Raw genomic sequence first — 19,042 nt, forward strand, 5'->3', positions numbered from 1 at the left:
CTACCTCTGTGGTGAGGCCGTTCGGGCAGGTGGCCCTCAGGCGCGAGTGAACCGAGCGATCTCCGAGCGCAGGGTCGCGGCCATGACGGCGAGCTCGTCGATGGCGGCACGGGTCTGGTTGACCGCGTTGGTGGTCGTGTCCGCAGCGGAGGCGACGCCGTTGATGTTGGTGGCGATCTCGCCCGAACCGGTCGAGGCCTCGGAGACGTTGCGGGACATCTCGTTGGTGGTCGCGGTCTGCTCCTCCACCGCCGAGGCGATGGTCAGCTGGTAGTCGTTGATGGTCGTGATGATCGTGGAGATCTGCTCGATCGCCTCGACCGCACCGGTGGTGTCGGCCTGGATGGCCTCCACACGACGCGCGATGTCCTCGGTGGCCCGCGCGGTCTCCTGGGCCAGCTCCTTGACCTCGTTGGCGACGACTGCGAAGCCCTTGCCCGCCTCGCCGGCACGCGCCGCCTCGATGGTGGCGTTGAGCGCGAGGAGGTTGGTCTGCTCGGCGATCGAGGTGATCACCTTGACCACGTTGCCGATCTCCTGCGAGGACGCACCGAGCTTGGCCACGGTCACGTTGGTGGTCTCGACGATGCCGACGGCCTCCGAGGCGACGCGGGCGGCGTCGTTGGCCGACGCGGCGATCTCCCGGATCGACGCCCCCATCTCCTCCGCACCGGCGGCGACGGTCTGCACGTTGCGCGAGACCTCGTCGGCCGCACCGGCGACCACCCCGGCCTGGACGGCCGTCTCCTGAGCACCGGACGCGATCTGCTGTGAGGACGCCGACAGCTCCTCCGAGGCCGCCGCCACCGCGTCAGCGGAGCCGGAGACGGTCCCGATGACGTTGTTGACCGACTCGATGCCCTGGTTGAGCAGCTGCTGCAGGAAGAGCAGCTCGCCCGACGCGGTCTCCGGGACCCGACGCGAGAGGTCGCCACCGGCGAAGTGGAAGAGAACCTCGCCGAGGGGGGTCAGCCCGCTCTGGAGGCTCTTGATGAGACCGCTGCAGGCGACGAGCACCACGAGGAAGCCGACCACGGAGGCGCCGACGACCGCGGCAGCGGAGGCACCCGACAGGGCGACCGCGTCGACAGCCACCAGGGCGAGCGCGCTCGCGACGATGATCTTCAGGAAGCTCTTCTTCACAGGGACAGTTCTCTCTTTGCGTTGGGGCGGGCGTCAGGCGCGCTGGAAGCGCGCGATCTCGGTGCGCAGGGTCGCGGCCATCTGAGCGAGCTCGTCGATGGCAGCACGGGTCTGGTTGACCGCCTGCGTGGTGGTGTCGGCGGCGGTCGCGACACCGTTGATGTTGGCGGCGATCTCGCCCGAACCGGTCGAGGCCTCGGCGACGTTGCGCGACATCTCGTTGGTCGTCGCGGTCTGCTCCTCCACCGCCGAGGCGATCGTCAGCTGGTAGTCGTTGATCGAGCCGATGATCGTGGAGATCTGCTCGATCGCCTCGACCGCGCCGGTGGTGTCGGCCTGGATGGCCTCCACACGACGCGCGATGTCCTCGGTGGCCCGCGCGGTCTCCTGCGCGAGCTCCTTGACCTCGTTGGCCACGACCGCGAAGCCCTTGCCCGCCTCCCCGGCACGCGCAGCCTCGATGGTCGCGTTGAGGGCCAGCAGGTTGGTCTGGCCTGCGATCGAGGTGATCACCTTGACCACGTTGCCGATCTCCTGGCTCGACGCGCCCAGCTTGGCGACCGAGACGTTGGTCGTCTCCACGATGCCGACGGCCTCCGAGGCGACGCGGGCGGCGTCGTTGGCCGACGCGGCGATCTCGCGGATCGACGCCCCCATCTGCTCCGCACCCGCCGCGACGGTCTGCACGTTGCGCGAGACCTCGTCCGCCGCACCGGCGACGACACCGGCTTGGACGGCGGTCTCCTCGGCACCCGCAGCGATCTGCTGCGAGGACGCCGACAGCTCCTCCGAGGCCGCGGCAACGGCCTCGGACGAGGACGAGACGGCGGTCACGATCGCCGACACCGACTCGATCGACGTGTTGAGAGCCTGCTCGAGGTCACCGAGCTCGGCGGTCGAGCTCTCCTCGACCCGCTGCGACAGGTCGCCACCGGCGAACCCGGTCAGGACGGCGACCGAGCGCTGGAGCGGACGGGTGATCGAGCGGGTGATCAGCCACGCGAGGGCTCCGAGCGCGACCAGGCCGAGCCCGAGCGCGAGCACCATGAGCAGCAACGACCGGGCCCGGTCACCGTCGGCGTCCTTCTGGATGGCGTCGGTCTCGGCCTCGATGCTCTCGACGGCGCCGGAGAGCATCTCGTCCATCGCGTCGTTCGCCGTCTGGACCGACTCGACGTCCGCCCGCGCGGCCTCCTGGTCCGCGACGGCCGCGTCCACGAAGTCGGCGATGGCCTGCTCGTAGCCGGTCCACGCGGCCTCGAACTCCTGCTCGTGCCCGCTGGCGATCGGGAGGTCGAGGGCCTTGAGCTCACCGATCAGCTCGGCCACGGTCGCGGAGTCGTCGACGACGTCCTGCGGGATGGTCGAGTTGTCGGTGTAGGCGACCGCCTTGAGCCCGTCGACCTTGAGCTCGCTCGAGCGGGTGTCGAGGGTGCGCATGATGGCCCGCGCATCCTCGTACCTCTCGATCTGGTCGGCCTGGTGATCCAGACTGTTGAAGCCCCACAGGGCGACACCAGCGACAACGGCCGCGCTGACGGCCCCGATGCCGGCGACGGCCGCGAGGCGGCGTCCCACGGTCCAGGTGAACGTGCTCTTCATTGGTTCCCCCCAGAGGATTTCGTCGGTCGGATGGGCGAGGTCAGGCCGCGACGGCGCGGTCGACGTCGAGGGCCAGCAGCAGGCGGTCATCGAGCTTGTAGGCACCGATGAGCAGCTCCCGCGAGGGGCCGGCGAGCGTGTCCGGCGGCTGCTCGAACTGCGCGTCGTCGACGTCGATGACGGCGCCGATCGAGTCGACGAGCAGCGCGATCGGCTCGCCGCCGACCCGGACGACGACCAGCATGTGCTCGTGGTCCTCCGCGCGGTCCGGCAGACCGAGCTGCGCACGCAGCTCGATCGCGCTCAGCACCTGGCCACGCAGGTTGATGAGACCGGAGACGCTGTCCGGAGCCAACGGGATCCGGGTCTGGGGCTGCCCGCGCAGCACTTCCTGCACGGCGTTGACGTCGACGCCGTACAGGCGCCCGTCGAGGGTGAAGGTCACCAGTCGGGTGCTCACATCGTCTCCTGGAGCTGAGCGTCGAGCCGGTCGGACGCGGTGTAGAAGGACGGGTCGGCCGAGAGGATCGCGGCACGCACGTCGAGCACCTCGACGATCCGGTCCCGGACCAGCGTCGAGCCGAGCACGCCGTGGTCGGCGACGTCGCCGTGGAACTCGGTCTCCTCGTCGATGATGTCGACGATCTCCTCCACGACGATCGCGGCACTGCGGTCACCGACCGAGTAGACGACCACGACGAGCTCGTCGCTCTCGCGCTCGCTGTACGACCCCAGGTAGTTGTCGAGGCGCACGACCGGCAGGATGCCGCCGCGGTACTGGATGACCTCGCGGTTGCCGATCCGCTCGACGACCGACTCGGTCAGGTTCTCGAGCCGCGTGACCGACGACAGCGGGATCGCCACCCGGCGCTCGCCGCCGATGCCGGCGACCAGCATCCGCAGGTGCTCGGTGACCGCAGCGCTCGCGTCGCTCTCGTCGCCATCGGTCTGCTCGACACCGTCGGTGTTGAGGACCCGGCGCGCCAGCGCCTGGACGTCGAGGATCAGCGCGACGCGGCCGTCGCCGAGGATCGTGGCGCCCGAGTAGGTGCCGAGCGCCTTCAGCTGCGAGCCGAGCGGCTTGACGACGATCTCCTCGGTGCTGAGCACGCGGTCGATCACCAGGCCGAACCGCTTGCCGTCCGCCTGGAGCACCGCGATCAGCACGTGGCCGTCGGAGCGGTCGGACTCGACGCCGAGGACGTCGGAGAGGTGGACGAGCGGCAGCAGGGCCCCGCGCAGGCGGTAGACGAGGGCGCCGTTGAGGTCCTCGATGGCGTTGCTGGCCCGGTCCGCGTCGAGCGACACGAGCTCGAGCAGGCTGACCTGCGGGATGGCGTAGCGGTCGCCCGCGCACTCGACGGTGAGGGCCGGGACGATCGCCAGCGTGAGCGGGATCCGCAGCCGGCAGGTGGTGCCCCGCCCGACGACGGACTCGACCTCGATCGTGCCGCCGATGCCCTCGATGTTGGTGCGGACCACGTCCATGCCGACACCGCGGCCGGAGACGTTGGTGACCGCGGCGGCGGTCGAGAAGCCGGGGACGAAGATCAGCTGGAGGATGTCGGCAGGCGACATCTGGGCGATCTGGGCCTGGGTGCGGATGCCACGCTCGAGCGCCTTCGCGGCGATCTTGTCGGAGTCGATCCCGGCGCCGTCGTCACTCACCTCGACGACCACCTGGCCGCCCTGGTGGTAGGCGCGCAGGGTGACCGTGCCCTCGCCCGGCTTGCCGGCGACCCGGCGGTCCTCCGGGCTCTCCAGACCGTGGTCGACGGCGTTGCGCACGAGGTGCGTGAGCGGGTCCTTGACGGCCTCGAGCAGCGAGCGGTCGAGCTCGGTCTCCTTGCCGACCTGGTTGAGCGTCACCTGCTTGCCGCAGCTGGCGCCGAGGTCGCGCACGACGCGCGGGAACTTGGACCAGAGGTTGTCGATGGGCTGCATGCGGGTCTTCATGACCCCCTCCTGCAGCTCGGTCGCGATCAGGTTGAGGCGCTGCGAGGAGCGGATCATCTCGACGTCCTCGGCCTCGCCGGCCTGGCGGACGATCTGGTTGCGGGTGAGCACGAGCTCCCCGACCAGGCGCATCAGGGTGTCGAGCAGCTCGACGTCGACACGGACGGAGGAGTCCGCGACGGTACGCCGGGTGGTGGTGTCCTCGTGTTCGACGGCCGGGTCGGCCTGCTCGACCACGGGCGCGGCCTCGGCCACGGGGGCCGCCTCCGCGACCGGAGCCGGTGCGGGCTCGCGGCCCTCCAGGACGTCGGTGATCTGAGCGACGATGCTGCTCACGTCCAGGTCACCCTCGGTGCCGGAGCGCTCGATGACGGACAGCAGGTCGCGGACGGTGTCGACCATGGCGAGCAGCACGTCGGTCGTCTGCGGGCTCATCGACATCTTGCCGTCGCGGAGCCGGGCGAGCAGGTTCTCGCCCACGTGGGTCACCGCTTCGAGCTTGCCGAAGGCGAGGAAGCCGCTGGTGCCCTTGATCGTGTGGATGGTCCGGAAGATGCTGCCGAGCAGGTCACGGGAGTCGGGCTCGCGCTCGAGCGCGACCAGGTCGCGGTCGAGCTGATCCAGGTTCTCGTGGCTCTCCACGAGGAACTCCTGGACGATCTCGTCGATCTCATCCACCGGCGTTGCCTCTCGTCGTTCTGTGGCGTACGACGGGCATATCGGCCCGGACGAGAACGACCTGAGTGAAGACCGTGACTTCGTTCACTCCGGGCCATGCCGGTGGAGCGGGGTCAGCCGTGCACGGAGCTCCAGAAGACCGCGACGCAGACGTTGGCGACGGTCAGCAGGAGCAGCAGCGCCCACAGGCCGTCGGCGATCCTCTCCTTGCGGAGGTTCGCCATCACCAGCACCAGGATCACCAGGCCGATCAGCGACTTGACCGCGATCTTCGCGTTGTCGACCGGGACGTCGTCCGCCTGGAGGACCCCGACGAGCGCGAGGCCCGCGACGAACGCCGTGCCGGCGCCGTCCCGCATCAGCGCGTTGACCCGCTTCTCGGGGTCCCGGGCCTGGACCAGGAGGCCGCCCAGGAGGGCGCCGAACCCCAGCAGGTGGAGGACGAGCAGGAGGTGCCGGAGGAGATCCATGCCGCGAGTCTAGGGAGGTCTAGAGGAGTCGGCGGTCCGAGGCCCACCGGGTCAGCTCGTGACGCGAGGAGAGCTGGAGCTTGCGCAGCACGCTCGACATGTGGGTCTCGACGGTCTTGATGGAGATGAACAGCTCCTTCGCGACCTCCTTGTAGGCGTAGCCGCGCGCGATCAGCCGCATCACCTCGCGCTCCCGCTCGGTGAGCCGGTCGAGGTCCTCGTCGACCGCGGCCACCTCGATCGAGCCGGAGAAGGCGTCGAGGACGAACCCCGCGAGCCGCGGCGAGAAGACGGCGTCGCCGTCGGAGACCCGGTCGATCGCCTGCACGAGCTCGGGCCCCGTGATCGTCTTGGTGACGTAGCCGCGGGCGCCGCCGCGGATCGTCCCGATGACGTCCTCGGCGGCGTCGGAGACGCTGAGCGCGAGGTAGCGGGTGTCGGGCGAGGCGGTGGCGGCCCGCCGCATCACCTCGGCGCCACCGCCACCGGGCAGGTGGACGTCGAGCAGCACGACGTCGGGCCGGTGCGCGGTGATCGCCGCGACCGCCTCGTCGACGTCGGCCGCCTCGGCCAGGATCCTGATGACCCCCCGACCCGCGGCCTCGAGCTCGGCGCGCACGCCGCGCCGGAACATCGCGTGGTCGTCGACGATGACGATGGAGACGGTCTTCGGCTCAGCCATGGTTCTCCTCCTGTCGAGGTCGGGGCAGGTGCAGCCGGACCTCGGTGCCCTCCCCCGGCGCCGAGCGGACCTCGCCCGTGCCCCCGTGCCGGACCATCCGGTCCACGATGCTGTGTCGTACGCCGTAGCGGTCGGCGTCGATCGTCGCCGGGTCGAACCCGCGGCCGCGGTCGCGGACGAAGACGTCGACCGCGCCGTCGCTGACCTCGGCGTAGACGTCGACCTTGCCGGTGCCGGCGTGCTTGGCCGCGTTGGTGACCGCCTCACCGGTCGCGTTGACGACCGGCCGCAGCAGCTCGTCCATGTCGCAGTCACCGACCGTGACGACGTCGACGCTCACGCCGTACTCGTCCTCGACGCGGGCGGCGGCGCCGCGCAGCGCGCTGCCGACCGTGCGCTCGTCGGTCGACTCGCCGGCGTAGAGCCAGGACCGCAGGTCGCGCTCCTGGGCCCGCGCGAGACGGGCGACGGTCGCCGGGTGCTCGGCGTTGCGCTGGATCAGCGCGAGCGTCTGGAGCACGGAGTCGTGGAGGTGCGCGGCGACGTCGGCGCGCTCCTGGGTGCGCACCCGCTCGGCGCGCTCGTCGGACAGGTCGGCCGCGAGGCGGTAGATCCACGGTCCGACCACGATGCCGATCCCGATCACGGCCAGCAGCGAGGCGGCGAGCACGTCGCGGGCGACCGACAGCGAGCCGGAGGTGATCGACCAGATGACGATCGCGATCACGATCAGGCCGACGCCGGCGCCGACCCGGGCGTAGGACGCCCAGCCCCCGTGGCCGAACACCACCCGCACCGGGTCGATCCGGCCGCTGCTGTCGAGCCAGCGCTCGCGCTGCGCCTCGTCGGCCTGGCGCCAGAGCAGGCCGACGCCGACGATCGCGATCAGCACCGGCCAGAACACCGCGCCGCGTCCCAGCACGGCCTCGAGCAGCAGCACGACGCCGAGGCCGAGGGCCGCCAGCGCGATGGCGGGGCCGACGTCGCCGAGCCGGCGGATCCGGCCGGGTCGGCGGCCACCCCGGGTGGCGCTCTCGATGCCCGGGGCACCGGTCTCGAAGTGGGCGTCGGTCGGCAGCAGCCACCACAGCCCGGCGTACATCAGGATGCCCATGCCGCCGAGGCAGGCGGTGAGCATGAAGCCGGCGCGCACCCACAGGACGGGCACGCCGAGGTGCTTCGCGAGCCCGGAGGCCACGCCGCCGAAGATCGGCGCCTGGGTGTCGCGCGCGGCACGGCGCCCGCCGAGCGGGACCGCGGTCTCGGCGGTGGTGTTGGTGCTGCTCATCGTGGCTCAATCGTCACACAGCGCGGCCCCCCTCACCATGAGGGCTGACCCCGGCCCGCCCCTGGTCCGGACGCCGCTACCCCGGGCCAGGACCAGGGGTCTCCCCGATGGTCCGGGGGTCGTCGGCGCGTCAGGCTTGGAGCATGACCACGACCCCGCCAGAAGCACCGCCGCCGCCTCCCCCTGCCGGTGACCCCGGCCCCCGCGTGACCGGAGACCAGGTCCGCGACCTCGGCCGGCTCCGGCGCTCCCGCACCGACCGCAAGGTCGCGGGTGTCGCGGGTGGCCTCGCCCGGCACCTCGACGTCGACCCGCTCATCCTGCGGGTGGCGTTCGTGGTGCTGGTGTTCTTCGGCGGCGCCGGGCTCATCCTGTACGGCGCCTGCTGGCTGCTCGTCCCCGAGGACGGCGCCGAGCGCGCGCCCTTCCACCTCGACGAGCGCACCCGCTCGATCGCGTTGATCATCGTCGGCGTGGTCGCCGCGCTGGCGCTGATCGGCGACTCGTGGGGTGCTTTCTGGTTCCCGTGGCCGGTCGCCATCGTCGCACTGGTCGCCCTCTGGCTGCTGACCCGCAACAACGACCGGCCGATGCAGGCGCCGCCCGCGCAGCCGTACCTGCCCACCGCCGTGCCCACCGCGCAGCCGGTGGCGCCGCACCCGCCCGCGCAACAGCCCTTCGTGCAGCAGCCGCCCCCGCCTCCGGTGTACTACCCGCCCGCAGCTCCCTACGTGCGGCCTCCCAACCCGCGCAAGCGCGGCCCGATCCTCTTCTGGTTCACGCTGGCGCTGATCGCCCTCGGTCTCGGCGTGCTCGGCGTCGTCGACCTGGCCGGTGCCGACGTCGCGACCTCGGCGTACCCCGCCCTCGCGGTCGGCACCTGCGGCCTGATGCTGCTGATCGGGGCGTTCTTCGGCCGCGCCGGTGGCCTCATCGCCCTCGGGCTGGTGTCCTCGATGGTGCTCGCCGGGACCACCGTCGCCGACACGTGGGAGGGCGACCGCGTCCGGGAGCGGCCCGCCTTCGCGGGTCTCGTCAAGGACCGCTACTGGCTGGACGCCGGCGAGCAGGTCATCGACCTGACGCGGGTCACCGACCTCGAGTCCCTCGACGGTCGCGACATCTCCATCGAGGGAGGCGTCGGCCGGATCGAGGTGATCCTGCCCGAGGACCTCGCCGCCACCGTGTCCGCCGACGTCGACGGCCCCGGCCACATCGACCTCTTCGGCGAGGAGCGCGGCGGGATCGACATCCACCACACCGCCTTCTCCGGGTCCGACGGCGACCCGGAGATCACCATCGACGCCCAGCTGGGCGTCGGCGAGATCGAGGTGAGCCACCAGTGAGCACCATGCCCCTGCAGACAGACCACCCGGAACGGCAGTCCGGCCGGCACCCGGTCAACGTCGGCCACCTCGTCATGGGCATCGCGTTCCTCGCGATGGTCGGCGTGTGGGCCCTGATCCAGGCCGATGTGGTGGGCGGGTCCGACGTCCGCTGGCTGCTGCCGGTCCCGTGGGTGCTGGCCGGGCTCGGCGGCCTGCTGGCCCTGGCGATCACCGGCAGCCGCAAGTGGACGACCCGCCAGACCGGCTGGGTCGCGACCCCTGACACCCCCGAGACCTCCGAGGAGACCCCCGATGAATGACCTCCGCATGAAGAACCTCGTCCGCCGCCGCGACGACCGCATGGTCGCCGGCGTCTGCTCCGGCGTGGCCGACTACCTCGGCCTCGACCCCACGCTCGTCCGGCTGCTCACCGTGGTCCTCGCGATCTTCAGCGTCGGCACCGCGGCGCTCGCCTACGTCGCCGCATGGATCCTCATGCCGGAGGTGTGAGCCTGCCGAGCCGCGATGGTGGTGTCGGGGTAGTCGGTGAACAGGCCGTCCACCCCGGCATCGAGGTAGGTCAGCGCCTCCTCGACGCCGCCGCGGAGGGTCCACACGTGGACCAGGAGCCCGGCCGCGTGGGCGTCGTCCACCACGGACGAGCCGCGCACCAGGGCCTTGTCGACCCCGACCGCGTCGGCCCACGTCGCGACGCGGCGCAGGCCGGTCGACGTCACGAGATCGACGCGGCCGGTCGCCGACACCAGCTGGACCAGCGGGAGCGCGGTGCGTGACCGGACCCGCTGGAGACTCTCGGGCTCGAAGGACTGGACGAACACCGGTGCGTCCGGCCCGACGTACCCGTGCCGCGACAGCGCGTCGACGAGCGGCTCCTCCAGCCCGAGGCCGAGCGCGGCGAAGTACGCCGGGTGCTTGGTCTCGGGGTAGACACCGATCGGGCGGCCCAGCCGCTCCGACTCCGCGGCCACCAGGCCGAGGACCTCGTCGAACGTCGGGACCTCGTAGAGCCCGTCGTAGCGACAGTTCTGGGGGCGGAGCTCGCGCAGCCGCTCGACCACCCGCAGCGTCTTGAGCTCCGCCACGGTGAAGTCCTCGACGAACCAGCCGGTCACCGGGACCCCGTCGAGCTCCTTCGTGGTCAGCCGATCCACCCACTCGGGGTGCTCGGCCACGTCGGTCGTGTGGGTCAGGTCCGCCTCGTGGCGGGCCACCAGCACGCCGTCCTTGGTCGAGACGAGGTCAGGCTCGACGTAGTCCGCGCCGAGCGCGATGCCGAGCCGGTAGGCGGCCAGCGTGTGCTCCGGGCGGTAGCCCGACGCTCCGCGGTGGGCGATGACGATCGGCTGTCGCGTCATGGCTCCAGCAGACCGGCCCCGGGTGTCCGGCCTCCGGGGCTGACGTGAACCGCTGGTGAAGGTGCGGCGTCCTCAGCGCGGGATCCAGAGCGAGAACTGCCGGGGCTTGCCGACCCAGTCGGTGAGGCCGGTCCGGGTGCCGTCGGTGCGCTTCCCCGACACGCCGACCGCCACGCGCACCGAGGACGGCGAGCCGAGCGCGGCCTGGGAGATGCGGACCCGGACCTGGTCGCGGTCGTAGTCGACGTGGAGTGCGTAGTCGCCCTGCTCGACCGCGTCGCCCCAGGTCGAGCGGTCGAAGCCGTCGGTGGCCCGCAGCATGAACCGGAACGACCGCGTGTAGCTCGCCGTGAGGACGAACTCCGGTCCGCGGTCGGACGGGTCGGTGTCGATGAAGACGGTGCCGCGCGAGCCGGTGGCCGGGACGGGCCGCAGCCCCTCGTGCTGGGTGGTGATCGTGAGGTTCTGCGGGCCGTTGACGACGGTGAGGGCGGTGACGTCGGAGCCGTGGAAGGTGTCGACGGGGTCGTCGACGCCGTACCGGTCGGCGTGTGCCGGCGCAGCGAGGGCCAGGGTGAGGGCGGCCGCGGCGACGGCGGCGAGCGAGGTGCGCATGCCTGGTGATACGCCGCGAAGGCCCAGAAGGTTGCCAAGATGACGCCATGACGACGCCGCGCCTCGGCAGCATCGAGACCGTCCCCGCCCTCGAGCGCCCCGACCTGCTCGCCGAGCCGGTACGGCGAGCCCTCGAGGGATGGCCGCACGCGGGGGAGATCGGGGTCTTCGAGATCGACCCCGCCATCGCCGACACGGCGGCGCTCAACGAGGCCTACGGCCTGCCTGCCGACACCGGTGCCAACTGCGTGCTCGTCGCCGGCGCCCGCGCGGGCGAGGAGCGGGTCGCGGCCTGCCTCGTGCGGGCCGACACCCGCGCCGACGTCAACAACGTGGTCCGCCGGCTCCTTGACGTCCGGAAGGCGTCGTTCCTGCCGGTGGATCGCGCGGTCGAGGAGTCGGGGATGGAGTACGGCGGCATCACGCCGGTCGGCCTGCCGGACGCGTGGCGGGTGCTGGTGGACAGCCGGGTGCTCGACGTCGAGACTGCGGTGATCGGTTCGGGGGTACGCCGATCGAAGCTGTTGATCCCCGGCGCGCTCGCGGCGGCGCTGCCCGGGGCTGAGGTGGTGGGAGGTTTGGCGTCATGAACGACGGACGCGACGAGTCGGCCGAGGAGCGCCTCGACCGGAAGTTCGAAGACCTGCTGCAGGAGCTGCGGGTCATGCAGACGGGCGCCCAGCTGACGGCCGGGTTCCTGCTGACCCTGCCCTTCCAGCAGAAGTTCCAGGAGCTCGACGACTTCCAGGTCGTCCTCTACCTCGGCCTGGTCCTGCTCGCGGCGCTGACCACCGCCCTCGTCATGGGCCCGGTGGCCATCCACCGCCACCTCTCGGGCGAGCACGTGAAGGAGCGCGTCGTCGAGTCCGCCCACCGGCTCGTCTACGGCGTGATCGCCTGCATATCCCTGCTCGTGACCGGCATGGTGCTGCTGATCTGGGACGTCGTCGCGGACCGCACCTGGGCCGCGATCGCGTCGGGCAGCATCGCGGTCGTGCTGCTGGTGCTGCTGGTGCTGCTCCCCCGGCGTCTGGACGACGGTGCGCTGTAGCGCCGCCGCCGCTCTCGTCGCGACAGCCCTGCTGCTGACCGCCTGCTCCGACGACGGCGGTACGACGGCCACGCCCGCGCCCAGCCCGTCGCGCTCGATCCGCACGCTGACGCCGCTCCCGGTGCCCGAGGAGCCGCCGCCCACCGGGAAGCTGCGCGCCGACATGCGGCAGTCGTCGCGGGACGCCGCGGCGGGCCGCATGGAGGTCTGGATCGACAACGACACCGCCGCCGAGATCACGCCGACGAAGATCGTCTACACCGACCCGCGCTTCCGCAGGACGCTGCCCGGCACCCGGCTCCGGCCGATCCCGTCGCAGTCCGAGCGCGGCTACCCGCTCTACCTCCCGAAGCAGCCGGCCTGCAGCCACCCGAAGGGCCGCGGCACCGTGACGGTCACCTACGGCGACACCACCAAGACCATCCGCGTCGAGGACTCGACCGACGTGGCGGGCCGCTACACCGGCGCCCGGTGCCTCGAGATCGCAATCGGCGAGGTGGCCGCGCTGTCCTGGGACGACGACGTGCCCAGCGACGGAGGCGAGGGCGACCCGGGCACGCTCACGCTCGTCGTCGACACGACGGGCAGGCCGGGACCGACCCTCACCATCGACACCGTGTCCGGCACGCCCGTGCTCTCCCCCGACGGCAGCGACGTGTGGCGCCCTGACGCGACGATCCGCGGCACCGACGCGCCGAGCCGGATCGACCTCCCCCTCAAGCCGACCCGGTGCGACGCGCATGCGTTCGCGGAGTCCGGCGGTGCGACGGCGTTCAAGATCGGGCTGCACCTGGGCGGCGAGCCCGGCCAGATCACGCTGCGGATGAGCGTCCCGGGCGCCAAGAACGCCATCGACTTCGCGCGCACCTCGTGCGGCATGCTGAAGACGATCGAGGACTGAGCCCCGGCGTACGGCGCGTGACGCCTGTCACCGCGAAAACGATTCGCTGACGAAGGGTCTCGCTGCCTACCGTGGCCCGGTGCACCAGCTCCCCCACGACGACCCCGGCACCGCCGAGCACGGGTCGGCCGGTCGGTTCCTGTGGTGGATGGCGGGACAGCAGTGGCGCACGCTCGCCGGCGGCATGTGCTTCGGCATCGTCTGGATGTGCGCGCAGGCCGTGATGCCCGCGGTCATCGGCCGGGCGATCGACCAGGGCGTCGCCGCGAAAGACAGCACCCGGCTCGTGGAGTGGGCGCTGGTGCTCCTGGGCATCGGCCTCGTCCAGGCGGCGGCCGGGATCATGCGACACCGCTTCGCGGTCACGAACTGGCTGATCGCCGCCTACCGCGTCGTCCAGCTCGTCACCCGCCAGTCCGTGCGCCTCGGCGGGACCCTGCCCCGCAAGGTGTCGACCGGCGAGGTCGTCGCAATCGGCACCAACGACCTCTCCCACATCGGCCAGGTCATGGACGTGTCGGCGCGCTTCGCCGGCGCGATCGTGTCGTTCTTCGTGGTCGCCGCGATCCTGCTGCAGACGTCGGTGACGCTCGGCCTCGTCGTGCTGCTCGGCGTCCCGCTCCTCATGCTCGGCGTCGCCCCGCTGCTCGGTCCGCTGCAGCGCCGCAGCGCGCACCAGCGGCACCTCATGGGCCGGCTCTCCAACACCGCCAGCGACATCGTCGGCGGCCTCCGGGTGCTGCGGGGCATCGGCGGCGAGCAGGTCTTCGCCGACCGCTACCGCCGCGAGTCGCAGACCACCCGCGCGGCCGGCGTGCGCGTCGCGCGGCTGCAGTCCGTGCTCGACGCGCTCCAGGTCTTCCTGCCCGGCCTCTTCGTCGTGGTCGTCGTCTGGATCGGGGCGAGGTACGCCGTGGCGGGCACGATCACGGCCGGCGAGCTGGTGGCGTTCTACGGCTACTCGGCGTTCCTGATGATCCCGCTGCGCACGGCGACCGAGTACGCCAACAAGGTCATCCGCGGCCGGGTCGCGGCGTCGCGCATCTGCCGCGTGCTCGAGCTCGAGCCCGAGGTGAGCGCCCCGGAGCACCCGGCGCCCTCGCCCCCCGTGGGGTCCGACCTGGTCGACACCCGCACCGGACTGGTCGTGAGGGCCGGGCTGCTGACCGCGATCGTCAGCGAGCAGCCCGACGACTCCGCTGAGCTCGCCGACCGGCTCGGCATGGCCGCGGCCGAGGTCGACGACGACGTCCGGCTCGGCGGCGTCCCGCTCCCCGCGCTCGACCCCGTCGAGGTGCGGGAGCGGATCGTCGTCTCCGACACCGGCTCGCTGTTCTTCTCCGGGCGGCTGGGCGACGGACTCGACCTCACCGGCCGCGGCGACGTGCGCCGCGCGCTGGAGACCGCGTCGGCCGGCGACATCCTCGATGCGCTCGACGCGGGGCTCGACACGCTGGTCGCCGAGCGCGGCCGCAGCTTCTCCGGCGGTCAGCGCCAGCGGCTGGTGCTGGCTCGCGCGCTCGCCCTCGACCCCGAGGTCCTGGTGCTCGTGGAGCCGACGTCGGCCGTCGACGCGCACACCGAGGCCCGGATCGCCGCGCGGCTGCGCGACCACCGCGCCGGCCGCACGACGGTCGTGACGTCGTCGAGCCCGCTGATGCTCGACGCCGCCGACACGGTCGCCTTCCTCGACGGCGGCCGGGTCGTCGCCGCCGGCGCCCACAGCGACCTGCTCGCCACGAGCGCGGCGTACCGCCGTGTGGTGACCCGGGAGTCCGAGCCGGACCTGGCCGTGAGCGAGGTGGCCCCGTGAACACCCACCTGCCGGTCGCCGACGGCCGCGCCGTCCGGAAGTACGTCGGCACGCTCGCCCGCCGGCACCCGACGATGCTCTACGGCGCGCTCGCGCTGCACGTCTCCGCGGCCCTCGCCGGGCTCGCCGCGCCACGCCTGCTCGGCGGCCTCGTCGAGTCGGTCGAGCAGGGGACCACCGCCCACCACGTCGACACGATCGTCGCGCTGCTCGCCGGCTTCCTGGTCGTGCAGACCGTGCTGACCCGCTTCGCGCGCTACCTCAGCCAGGTCCTCGGCGAGCAGGTGCTGGCCGAGCTCCGCGAGGACTTCGTCGACAACACGCTCGCGCTGCCGGTGGGCGTGGTCGAGGACGCCGGCTCCGGCGACCTGCTGACCCGCACCAGTCGCGACGTCGACCAGCTCGGCTGGTCGGTGCGGATGGCGCTGCCGGAGTGGACGATCGCGGTCATCACCGCGGTGGTCACCTTCGTCGCCGCGCTCAGCGTCGGCTGGTGGGTCGCGATCCCGTGCCTGCTGGGCGCACCGCCGCTGGTGATCGGGCTGCGCTGGTACCTCAAGCGCGCCAAGGACGGCTACCTGCGCGAGAGCGCGACGTACTCGCAGATCAACGCGACGCTCACCGAGACCGTCGAGGGCGCGCGCACCGTCGAGGCGCTCGGGCTCGGCCCGCGCCGGATCGCCGCGTCCGACGACGACATCGCGGCGTCGTACCGGGCGGAGCGCTACACGCTCTACCTGCGCACGGTGTTCTTCCCGAGCATGGAGACCAGCTACCTGATCCCCACCGTGCTCACGCTGCTCGTCGGCGGCTACCTCTACACGCAGGGCGAGGTCTCGTTGGGCGCCGTCACGACGGCGACGCTCTACGTGCAGATGCTCATCGACCCCGTCGACCGGATCGTCTCGATCCTCGACGAGCTGCAGCTCGGCGCCGCGTCGCTCGCGCGGCTGCTCGGCGTCGCCCAGGTGCCCGACGACCGCGAGGTGAGCGGCCGCGAGCCCGACGGCGAGCACCTCGAGGCCGAGGACGTGCGCTTCTCGTACGTCGAGGGCCGCGACGTGCTGCACGGCGTCGACCTCGACATCGGCGTCGGCGAGCGGATCGCGATGGTCGGCCCGTCGGGCGCGGGCAAGTCGACGCTGGGCCGGCTGCTGGCCGGCATCCACCCTCCGCGCACCGGCTCGGTGACCGTCGGCGGGGTGGGCCTGGTCGAGCTGCCGCTCGACGACCTGCGCGGCCACGTCGCGCTGGTCACCCAGGAGCACCACGTCTTCGTCGGCACGCTGCGCGAGAACCTCGTGCTCGCCCGTCCCGGCTCCTCCGACGACGAGGTCCGGGCGGCGCTCGACGCCGTCGACGCTCTCGACTGGGTCGACGCGCTGGACGACGGCCTCGACACCGAGGTGGGCTCCGGCGGCCGGGCGGTCACCGCGGCCCAGGCGCAGCAGCTCGCGCTCGCCCGGCTGGTGCTGGCCGATCCGCACACGCTGGTCCTCGACGAGGCGACCTCCCTCATCGACCCGCGCGCCGCCCGGCACCTGGAGCGGTCGCTCGCAGCCGTGCTCGAGGGCCGCACGGTGATCGCGATCGCGCACCGGCTCTTCTCCGCCCACGACGCCGACCGGGTGGCGGTCGTCGAGGACGGGCGGATCGCCGAGCTCGGCTCGCACGACGAGCTGGTCGCCGCCGGAGGCTCCTACGCCGCGCTCTGGGACAGCTGGCACGGACGGGGCTGAGCCGCGCGGCGCCCGTCGTCCGGCTCCCGTCGTTTCATCAAGGGATGAGGTTCGACCTGCGCTTCCCTTGCCGAATCCGGCCAGGTAGGCGCGGCTTCACCCTCATCCCTTGATGAAGCGACAAGCGACCGACGACCCACACCCGCCGGGAGGACAGGGCGTTGACCCCGCCCTGATTGTGACAGTTATGCTGTCACAATGAAGCTCTCGATGCCGTTGATGTACGACGGGAACCCCCGCCAGGCCGCCGACCAGATCATCGGGCTGGAGAAGGCGGGGCTCGACCTCGTGTGGGTGGCCGAGGCCTACGGCTTCGACTCCCCCACGCTGATGGGCTACCTCGCCGCCAAGACCGAGACGATCGAGATCGGCGCGGGCATCCTCAACGTCTTCTCGCGGACGCCGGGGGCGCTGCTGCAGACCGCGGCCGGCCTCGACAACGTGTCCGGTGGCCGCGCGGTCATCGGCCTCGGCGCCTCGGGCCCGCAGGTGATCGAGGGCTTCCACGGCCTGCCCTACGACAAGCCGCTCGGCCGCACCCGGGAGGTCATCGAGATCATCCGGATGGGCCTGCGCCGCGAGCCGCTGGTCCACGACGGCATCATCACGCTGCCCCTCCCGGCCGACCAGGGCCTCGGCCTCGGCAAGCCGCTCAAGATCCTCACCAAGGTCGAGCGCGCCGAGGTGCCGCTCTGGGTCGCGGCCCTCGGAGACAAGAACGTCGCGATGACCGCCGAGGTCGCCGACGGCTGGCTGCCGCACCTCTTCTACCCGGAGAAGGCGCAGGCGGTCTGGGGCGACGCGCTCGCCAAGGGCGCCGCGAAGCGCTCGGCCGACCTCGGCCCGCTCGACATCAGCGCCGGCGGCATGGTCGCGATCGGGGAGGGCCCGGAGACCAAGGCGCTGCTCGACCTCGTCCGCCCGATGTATGCGTTGTACGTCGGCGGCATGGGCGCCCGCGGCAAGAACTTCTACAACGACCTCGCCTGCCACTACGGCTACGAGGCGGAGGCCAAGCAGATCCAGGACCTCTACCTCGACGGCAAGAAGAAGGAGGCCGAGGCGCTGGTCCCGATGGAGTGGCTCGAGGCGGGCAACCTGGTCGGCCCCGAGTCCTACGTCAAGGAGCGCCTGGCCGCCTTCGCGGAGGCCGGGGTCACCACGCTGTCCGTCGCACCCGCGACCGCCGACCCGGCCGCGACCATCTCCCAGATCAAGGAGTGGGTCTCCTGATGCCCGAGCGTCCCAGCATCTACGAGCAGGAGCACGAGGACTTCCGCGCGAGCGTGCGGGCCTTCATGGAGAAGGAGGTCGTCCCGCACCACGAGCAGTGGGAGAAGGACGGCCAGGTCAGCCGCGAGGTGTGGCTGAAGGCCGGCGAGGCGGGGCTGCTCTGCTTCGACGTCGAGGAGGAGTACGGCGGCGCTGGGGTCAAGGACTTCCGCTACAACACGATCGTCGCCGAGGAGCTGGCGCGGGTCGGCGCGAGCGGCCCCGGCTTCCCGGTGCACAGCGACATCATCGTCCCCTACATCTCCCAGCTGGGGACCCCGGAGCAGAAGCAGCGCTGGCTGCCGGGCCTGGTGAGCGGTGAGCTGATCTCGGCGATCGCGATGACCGAGCCGGGTGCCGGCTCCGACCTGCAGGGTATCCGCACATCGGCGGTCGACAAGGGCGACCACTACGTGCTCAACGGCTCCAAGACCTTCATCAGCAACGGCATCCTGTCCGACCTGGTGATCGTGGTCTGCCGCACCGACCCGGACGCCGGCCACAAGGGCATCTCGCTGCTCGTCGTCGAGCGCGGCATGAAGGGCTTCGAGCGCGGCCGCAACCTCGACAAGGTCGGCATGAAGGCCCAGGACACCGCGGAGCTCTTCTTCGACAACGTCGAGGTGCCCAAGGCCAACCTGCTCGGCGAGGAGGGCTCCGGCTTCATCTCGCTGATGATGAACCTCGGCCAGGAGCGGATCTCGATCGCTGCGATGGCCGTCGCCGCCATCGAGAACGTGCTCGACTGGTCGCTGGCCTACGCCAAGGAGCGCACGGCGTTCGGCAAGCCGATCGGCTCCTTCCAACACAACCGCTTCGTGCTCGCCGAGATGGCCACCCACGCGCACGTCGCGCGCGTCTTCATCAACGACTGCATCCTCAAGCTCAACGCCGGGGAGGTCGACCCTGCGCTCGCCTCGATGGCGAAGTGGTGGACCACCGAGCTGCAGAAGCAGGTCACCGACGCGGGTCTCCAGCTCCACGGCGGCTACGGCTACATGATGGAGTACCCGATCGCGCGGGCGTTCACGGACGGCCGGATCCAGACGATCTACGGCGGCACGACCGAGATCCAGAAGGAGATCATCGGACGCTCGCTCGGCATCTGAGGGGTGGCTATGGTGTGAC

19 protein-coding genes are annotated in these 19,042 nt (G+C 71.7%); 10 read left to right on the forward strand and 9 right to left on the reverse strand.

The genetic code is table 11. The features are described from left to right. Positions 1-36: 36 nt before the first annotated feature. The 7 genes from HZF07_RS24390 to HZF07_RS09880 all read right to left on the reverse strand — a co-directional run bounded on the left by HZF07_RS24390 (position 37) and on the right by HZF07_RS09880 (position 7,819). Positions 37-1,143: a methyl-accepting chemotaxis protein gene (locus HZF07_RS24390; protein WP_309504685.1), complete on the reverse strand. Its 1,107-nt coding sequence runs from the start codon at positions 1,141-1,143 to the stop codon at positions 37-39. A gap of 33 nt (positions 1,144-1,176) precedes the next feature. Next, positions 1,177-2,745 carry a methyl-accepting chemotaxis protein gene (locus HZF07_RS09855; RefSeq protein WP_157341284.1) on the reverse strand — a complete coding sequence of 523 codons (1,569 nt, stop codon included), beginning with the start codon at positions 2,743-2,745 and terminating at the stop codon, positions 1,177-1,179. 40 nt (positions 2,746-2,785) lie between these two features. Next, entirely contained in the window at positions 2,786-3,205 is a 420-nt protein-coding gene (locus tag HZF07_RS09860; RefSeq protein ID WP_181645007.1) for a chemotaxis protein CheW, read from the reverse strand. After that, positions 3,202-5,379 (reverse strand): chemotaxis protein CheA, encoded by a 2,178-nt coding sequence (locus HZF07_RS09865; protein WP_181645008.1) that lies wholly within the window; start codon positions 5,377-5,379, stop codon positions 3,202-3,204. Before HZF07_RS09865 ends, HZF07_RS09860 begins: the two co-directional genes overlap by 4 nt. A 113-nt stretch (positions 5,380-5,492) precedes the next feature. Further along, positions 5,493-5,849: a hypothetical protein gene (locus HZF07_RS09870; RefSeq protein ID WP_157341286.1), complete on the reverse strand. Its 357-nt coding sequence runs from the start codon at positions 5,847-5,849 to the stop codon at positions 5,493-5,495. 19 nt (positions 5,850-5,868) lie between these two features. Next, on the reverse strand, positions 5,869-6,531 hold the full coding sequence (locus HZF07_RS09875; protein WP_157341288.1) for a response regulator: 663 nt from the start codon (positions 6,529-6,531) through the stop codon (positions 5,869-5,871). Beyond that, complete coding sequence (locus HZF07_RS09880; protein ID WP_157341290.1) at positions 6,524-7,819, reverse strand: ATP-binding protein; 1,296 nt, start codon at positions 7,817-7,819, stop codon at positions 6,524-6,526. Before HZF07_RS09880 ends, HZF07_RS09875 begins: the two co-directional genes overlap by 8 nt. A 143-nt stretch (positions 7,820-7,962) precedes the next feature. On the opposite strand from HZF07_RS09880, the gene HZF07_RS09885 reads away from it, so the two are divergent. The 3 genes from HZF07_RS09885 to HZF07_RS09895 are packed head-to-tail and all read left to right on the forward strand — an operon-like array spanning position 7,963 to position 9,657. After that, positions 7,963-9,165, forward strand: coding sequence for a PspC domain-containing protein (locus HZF07_RS09885; RefSeq protein ID WP_181645009.1), 1,203 nt, complete (start codon positions 7,963-7,965; stop codon positions 9,163-9,165). Beyond that, on the forward strand, positions 9,162-9,467 hold the full coding sequence (locus HZF07_RS09890; protein ID WP_157341294.1) for a hypothetical protein: 306 nt from the start codon (positions 9,162-9,164) through the stop codon (positions 9,465-9,467). Before HZF07_RS09885 ends, HZF07_RS09890 begins: the two co-directional genes overlap by 4 nt. Beyond that, positions 9,460-9,657: a PspC domain-containing protein gene (locus tag HZF07_RS09895; protein WP_198346375.1), complete on the forward strand. Its 198-nt coding sequence runs from the start codon at positions 9,460-9,462 to the stop codon at positions 9,655-9,657. Before HZF07_RS09890 ends, HZF07_RS09895 begins: the two co-directional genes overlap by 8 nt. Here HZF07_RS09895 and HZF07_RS09900 read toward each other — a convergent pair. Beyond that, entirely contained in the window at positions 9,621-10,523 is a 903-nt protein-coding gene (locus tag HZF07_RS09900) for a glycerophosphodiester phosphodiesterase family protein (protein ID WP_157341295.1), read from the reverse strand. The two genes, HZF07_RS09895 and HZF07_RS09900, sit on opposite strands and share 37 nt — an antisense overlap. A 72-nt stretch (positions 10,524-10,595) precedes the next feature. After that, positions 10,596-11,138 carry a hypothetical protein gene (locus tag HZF07_RS09905; protein WP_157341297.1) on the reverse strand — a complete coding sequence of 181 codons (543 nt, stop codon included), beginning with the start codon at positions 11,136-11,138 and terminating at the stop codon, positions 10,596-10,598. Positions 11,139-11,185: 47 nt separating this feature from the next. Here HZF07_RS09905 and HZF07_RS09910 point away from each other — a divergent pair, with 47 nt between their 5' ends. The 7 genes from HZF07_RS09910 to HZF07_RS09940 all read left to right on the forward strand — a co-directional run bounded on the left by HZF07_RS09910 (position 11,186) and on the right by HZF07_RS09940 (position 19,023). Beyond that, entirely contained in the window at positions 11,186-11,728 is a 543-nt protein-coding gene (locus HZF07_RS09910; RefSeq protein ID WP_157341299.1) for a YbaK/EbsC family protein, read from the forward strand. Next, positions 11,725-12,189, forward strand: coding sequence for a DUF6328 family protein (locus HZF07_RS09915; RefSeq protein ID WP_157341301.1), 465 nt, complete (start codon positions 11,725-11,727; stop codon positions 12,187-12,189). The genes HZF07_RS09910 and HZF07_RS09915 overlap by 4 nt, the downstream gene beginning before the upstream one ends. Beyond that, entirely contained in the window at positions 12,179-13,090 is a 912-nt protein-coding gene (locus HZF07_RS09920; protein WP_157341303.1) for a hypothetical protein, read from the forward strand. The genes HZF07_RS09915 and HZF07_RS09920 overlap by 11 nt, the downstream gene beginning before the upstream one ends. Before the next feature lie 79 nt (positions 13,091-13,169). Beyond that, complete coding sequence (locus HZF07_RS09925) at positions 13,170-14,903, forward strand: ABC transporter ATP-binding protein (protein WP_309504686.1); 1,734 nt, start codon at positions 13,170-13,172, stop codon at positions 14,901-14,903. Then, positions 14,900-16,642, forward strand: coding sequence for an ABC transporter ATP-binding protein (locus tag HZF07_RS09930; protein WP_181645010.1), 1,743 nt, complete (start codon positions 14,900-14,902; stop codon positions 16,640-16,642). Before HZF07_RS09925 ends, HZF07_RS09930 begins: the two co-directional genes overlap by 4 nt. Positions 16,643-16,840: 198 nt before the next feature. Beyond that, on the forward strand, positions 16,841-17,875 hold the full coding sequence (locus HZF07_RS09935; protein ID WP_157341305.1) for an LLM class F420-dependent oxidoreductase: 1,035 nt from the start codon (positions 16,841-16,843) through the stop codon (positions 17,873-17,875). Then, a complete protein-coding gene (locus tag HZF07_RS09940) occupies positions 17,875-19,023 on the forward strand; it encodes an acyl-CoA dehydrogenase family protein (protein ID WP_157341307.1) in 1,149 nt (382 codons plus the stop codon). The genes HZF07_RS09935 and HZF07_RS09940 overlap by 1 nt, the downstream gene beginning before the upstream one ends. Positions 19,024-19,042 lie beyond the last annotated feature (19 nt).

The sequence above is a fragment of the Nocardioides agri genome (genome assembly GCF_013778305.1).
GTDB classification, from domain to species: domain Bacteria; phylum Actinomycetota; class Actinomycetes; order Propionibacteriales; family Nocardioidaceae; genus Nocardioides; species Nocardioides agri.

What these genes read in the sequence shown, in the direction of transcription:
- HZF07_RS09855 (WP_157341284.1), bottom strand. Translation starts at nt 2,745, where the DNA reads ATGAAGAGCACGTTCACCTGGACCGTGGGACGCCGCCTCGCGGCCGTC.
- HZF07_RS09870 (WP_157341286.1), bottom strand. Translation starts at nt 5,849, where the DNA reads ATGGATCTCCTCCGGCACCTCCTGCTCGTCCTCCACCTGCTGGGGTTC.
- HZF07_RS09875 (WP_157341288.1), bottom strand. Translation starts at nt 6,531, where the DNA reads ATGGCTGAGCCGAAGACCGTCTCCATCGTCATCGTCGACGACCACGCG.
- HZF07_RS09880 (WP_157341290.1), bottom strand. Translation starts at nt 7,819, where the DNA reads ATGAGCAGCACCAACACCACCGCCGAGACCGCGGTCCCGCTCGGCGGG.
- HZF07_RS09885 (WP_181645009.1), top strand. Translation starts at nt 7,963, where the DNA reads ATGACCACGACCCCGCCAGAAGCACCGCCGCCGCCTCCCCCTGCCGGT.
- HZF07_RS09895 (WP_198346375.1), top strand. Translation starts at nt 9,460, where the DNA reads ATGAATGACCTCCGCATGAAGAACCTCGTCCGCCGCCGCGACGACCGC.
- HZF07_RS09900 (WP_157341295.1), bottom strand. Translation starts at nt 10,523, where the DNA reads ATGACGCGACAGCCGATCGTCATCGCCCACCGCGGAGCGTCGGGCTAC.
- HZF07_RS09905 (WP_157341297.1), bottom strand. Translation starts at nt 11,138, where the DNA reads ATGCGCACCTCGCTCGCCGCCGTCGCCGCGGCCGCCCTCACCCTGGCC.
- HZF07_RS09910 (WP_157341299.1), top strand. Translation starts at nt 11,186, where the DNA reads ATGACGACGCCGCGCCTCGGCAGCATCGAGACCGTCCCCGCCCTCGAG.
- HZF07_RS09915 (WP_157341301.1), top strand. Translation starts at nt 11,725, where the DNA reads ATGAACGACGGACGCGACGAGTCGGCCGAGGAGCGCCTCGACCGGAAG.
- HZF07_RS09935 (WP_157341305.1), top strand. Translation starts at nt 16,841, where the DNA reads ATGAAGCTCTCGATGCCGTTGATGTACGACGGGAACCCCCGCCAGGCC.
- HZF07_RS09940 (WP_157341307.1), top strand. Translation starts at nt 17,875, where the DNA reads ATGCCCGAGCGTCCCAGCATCTACGAGCAGGAGCACGAGGACTTCCGC.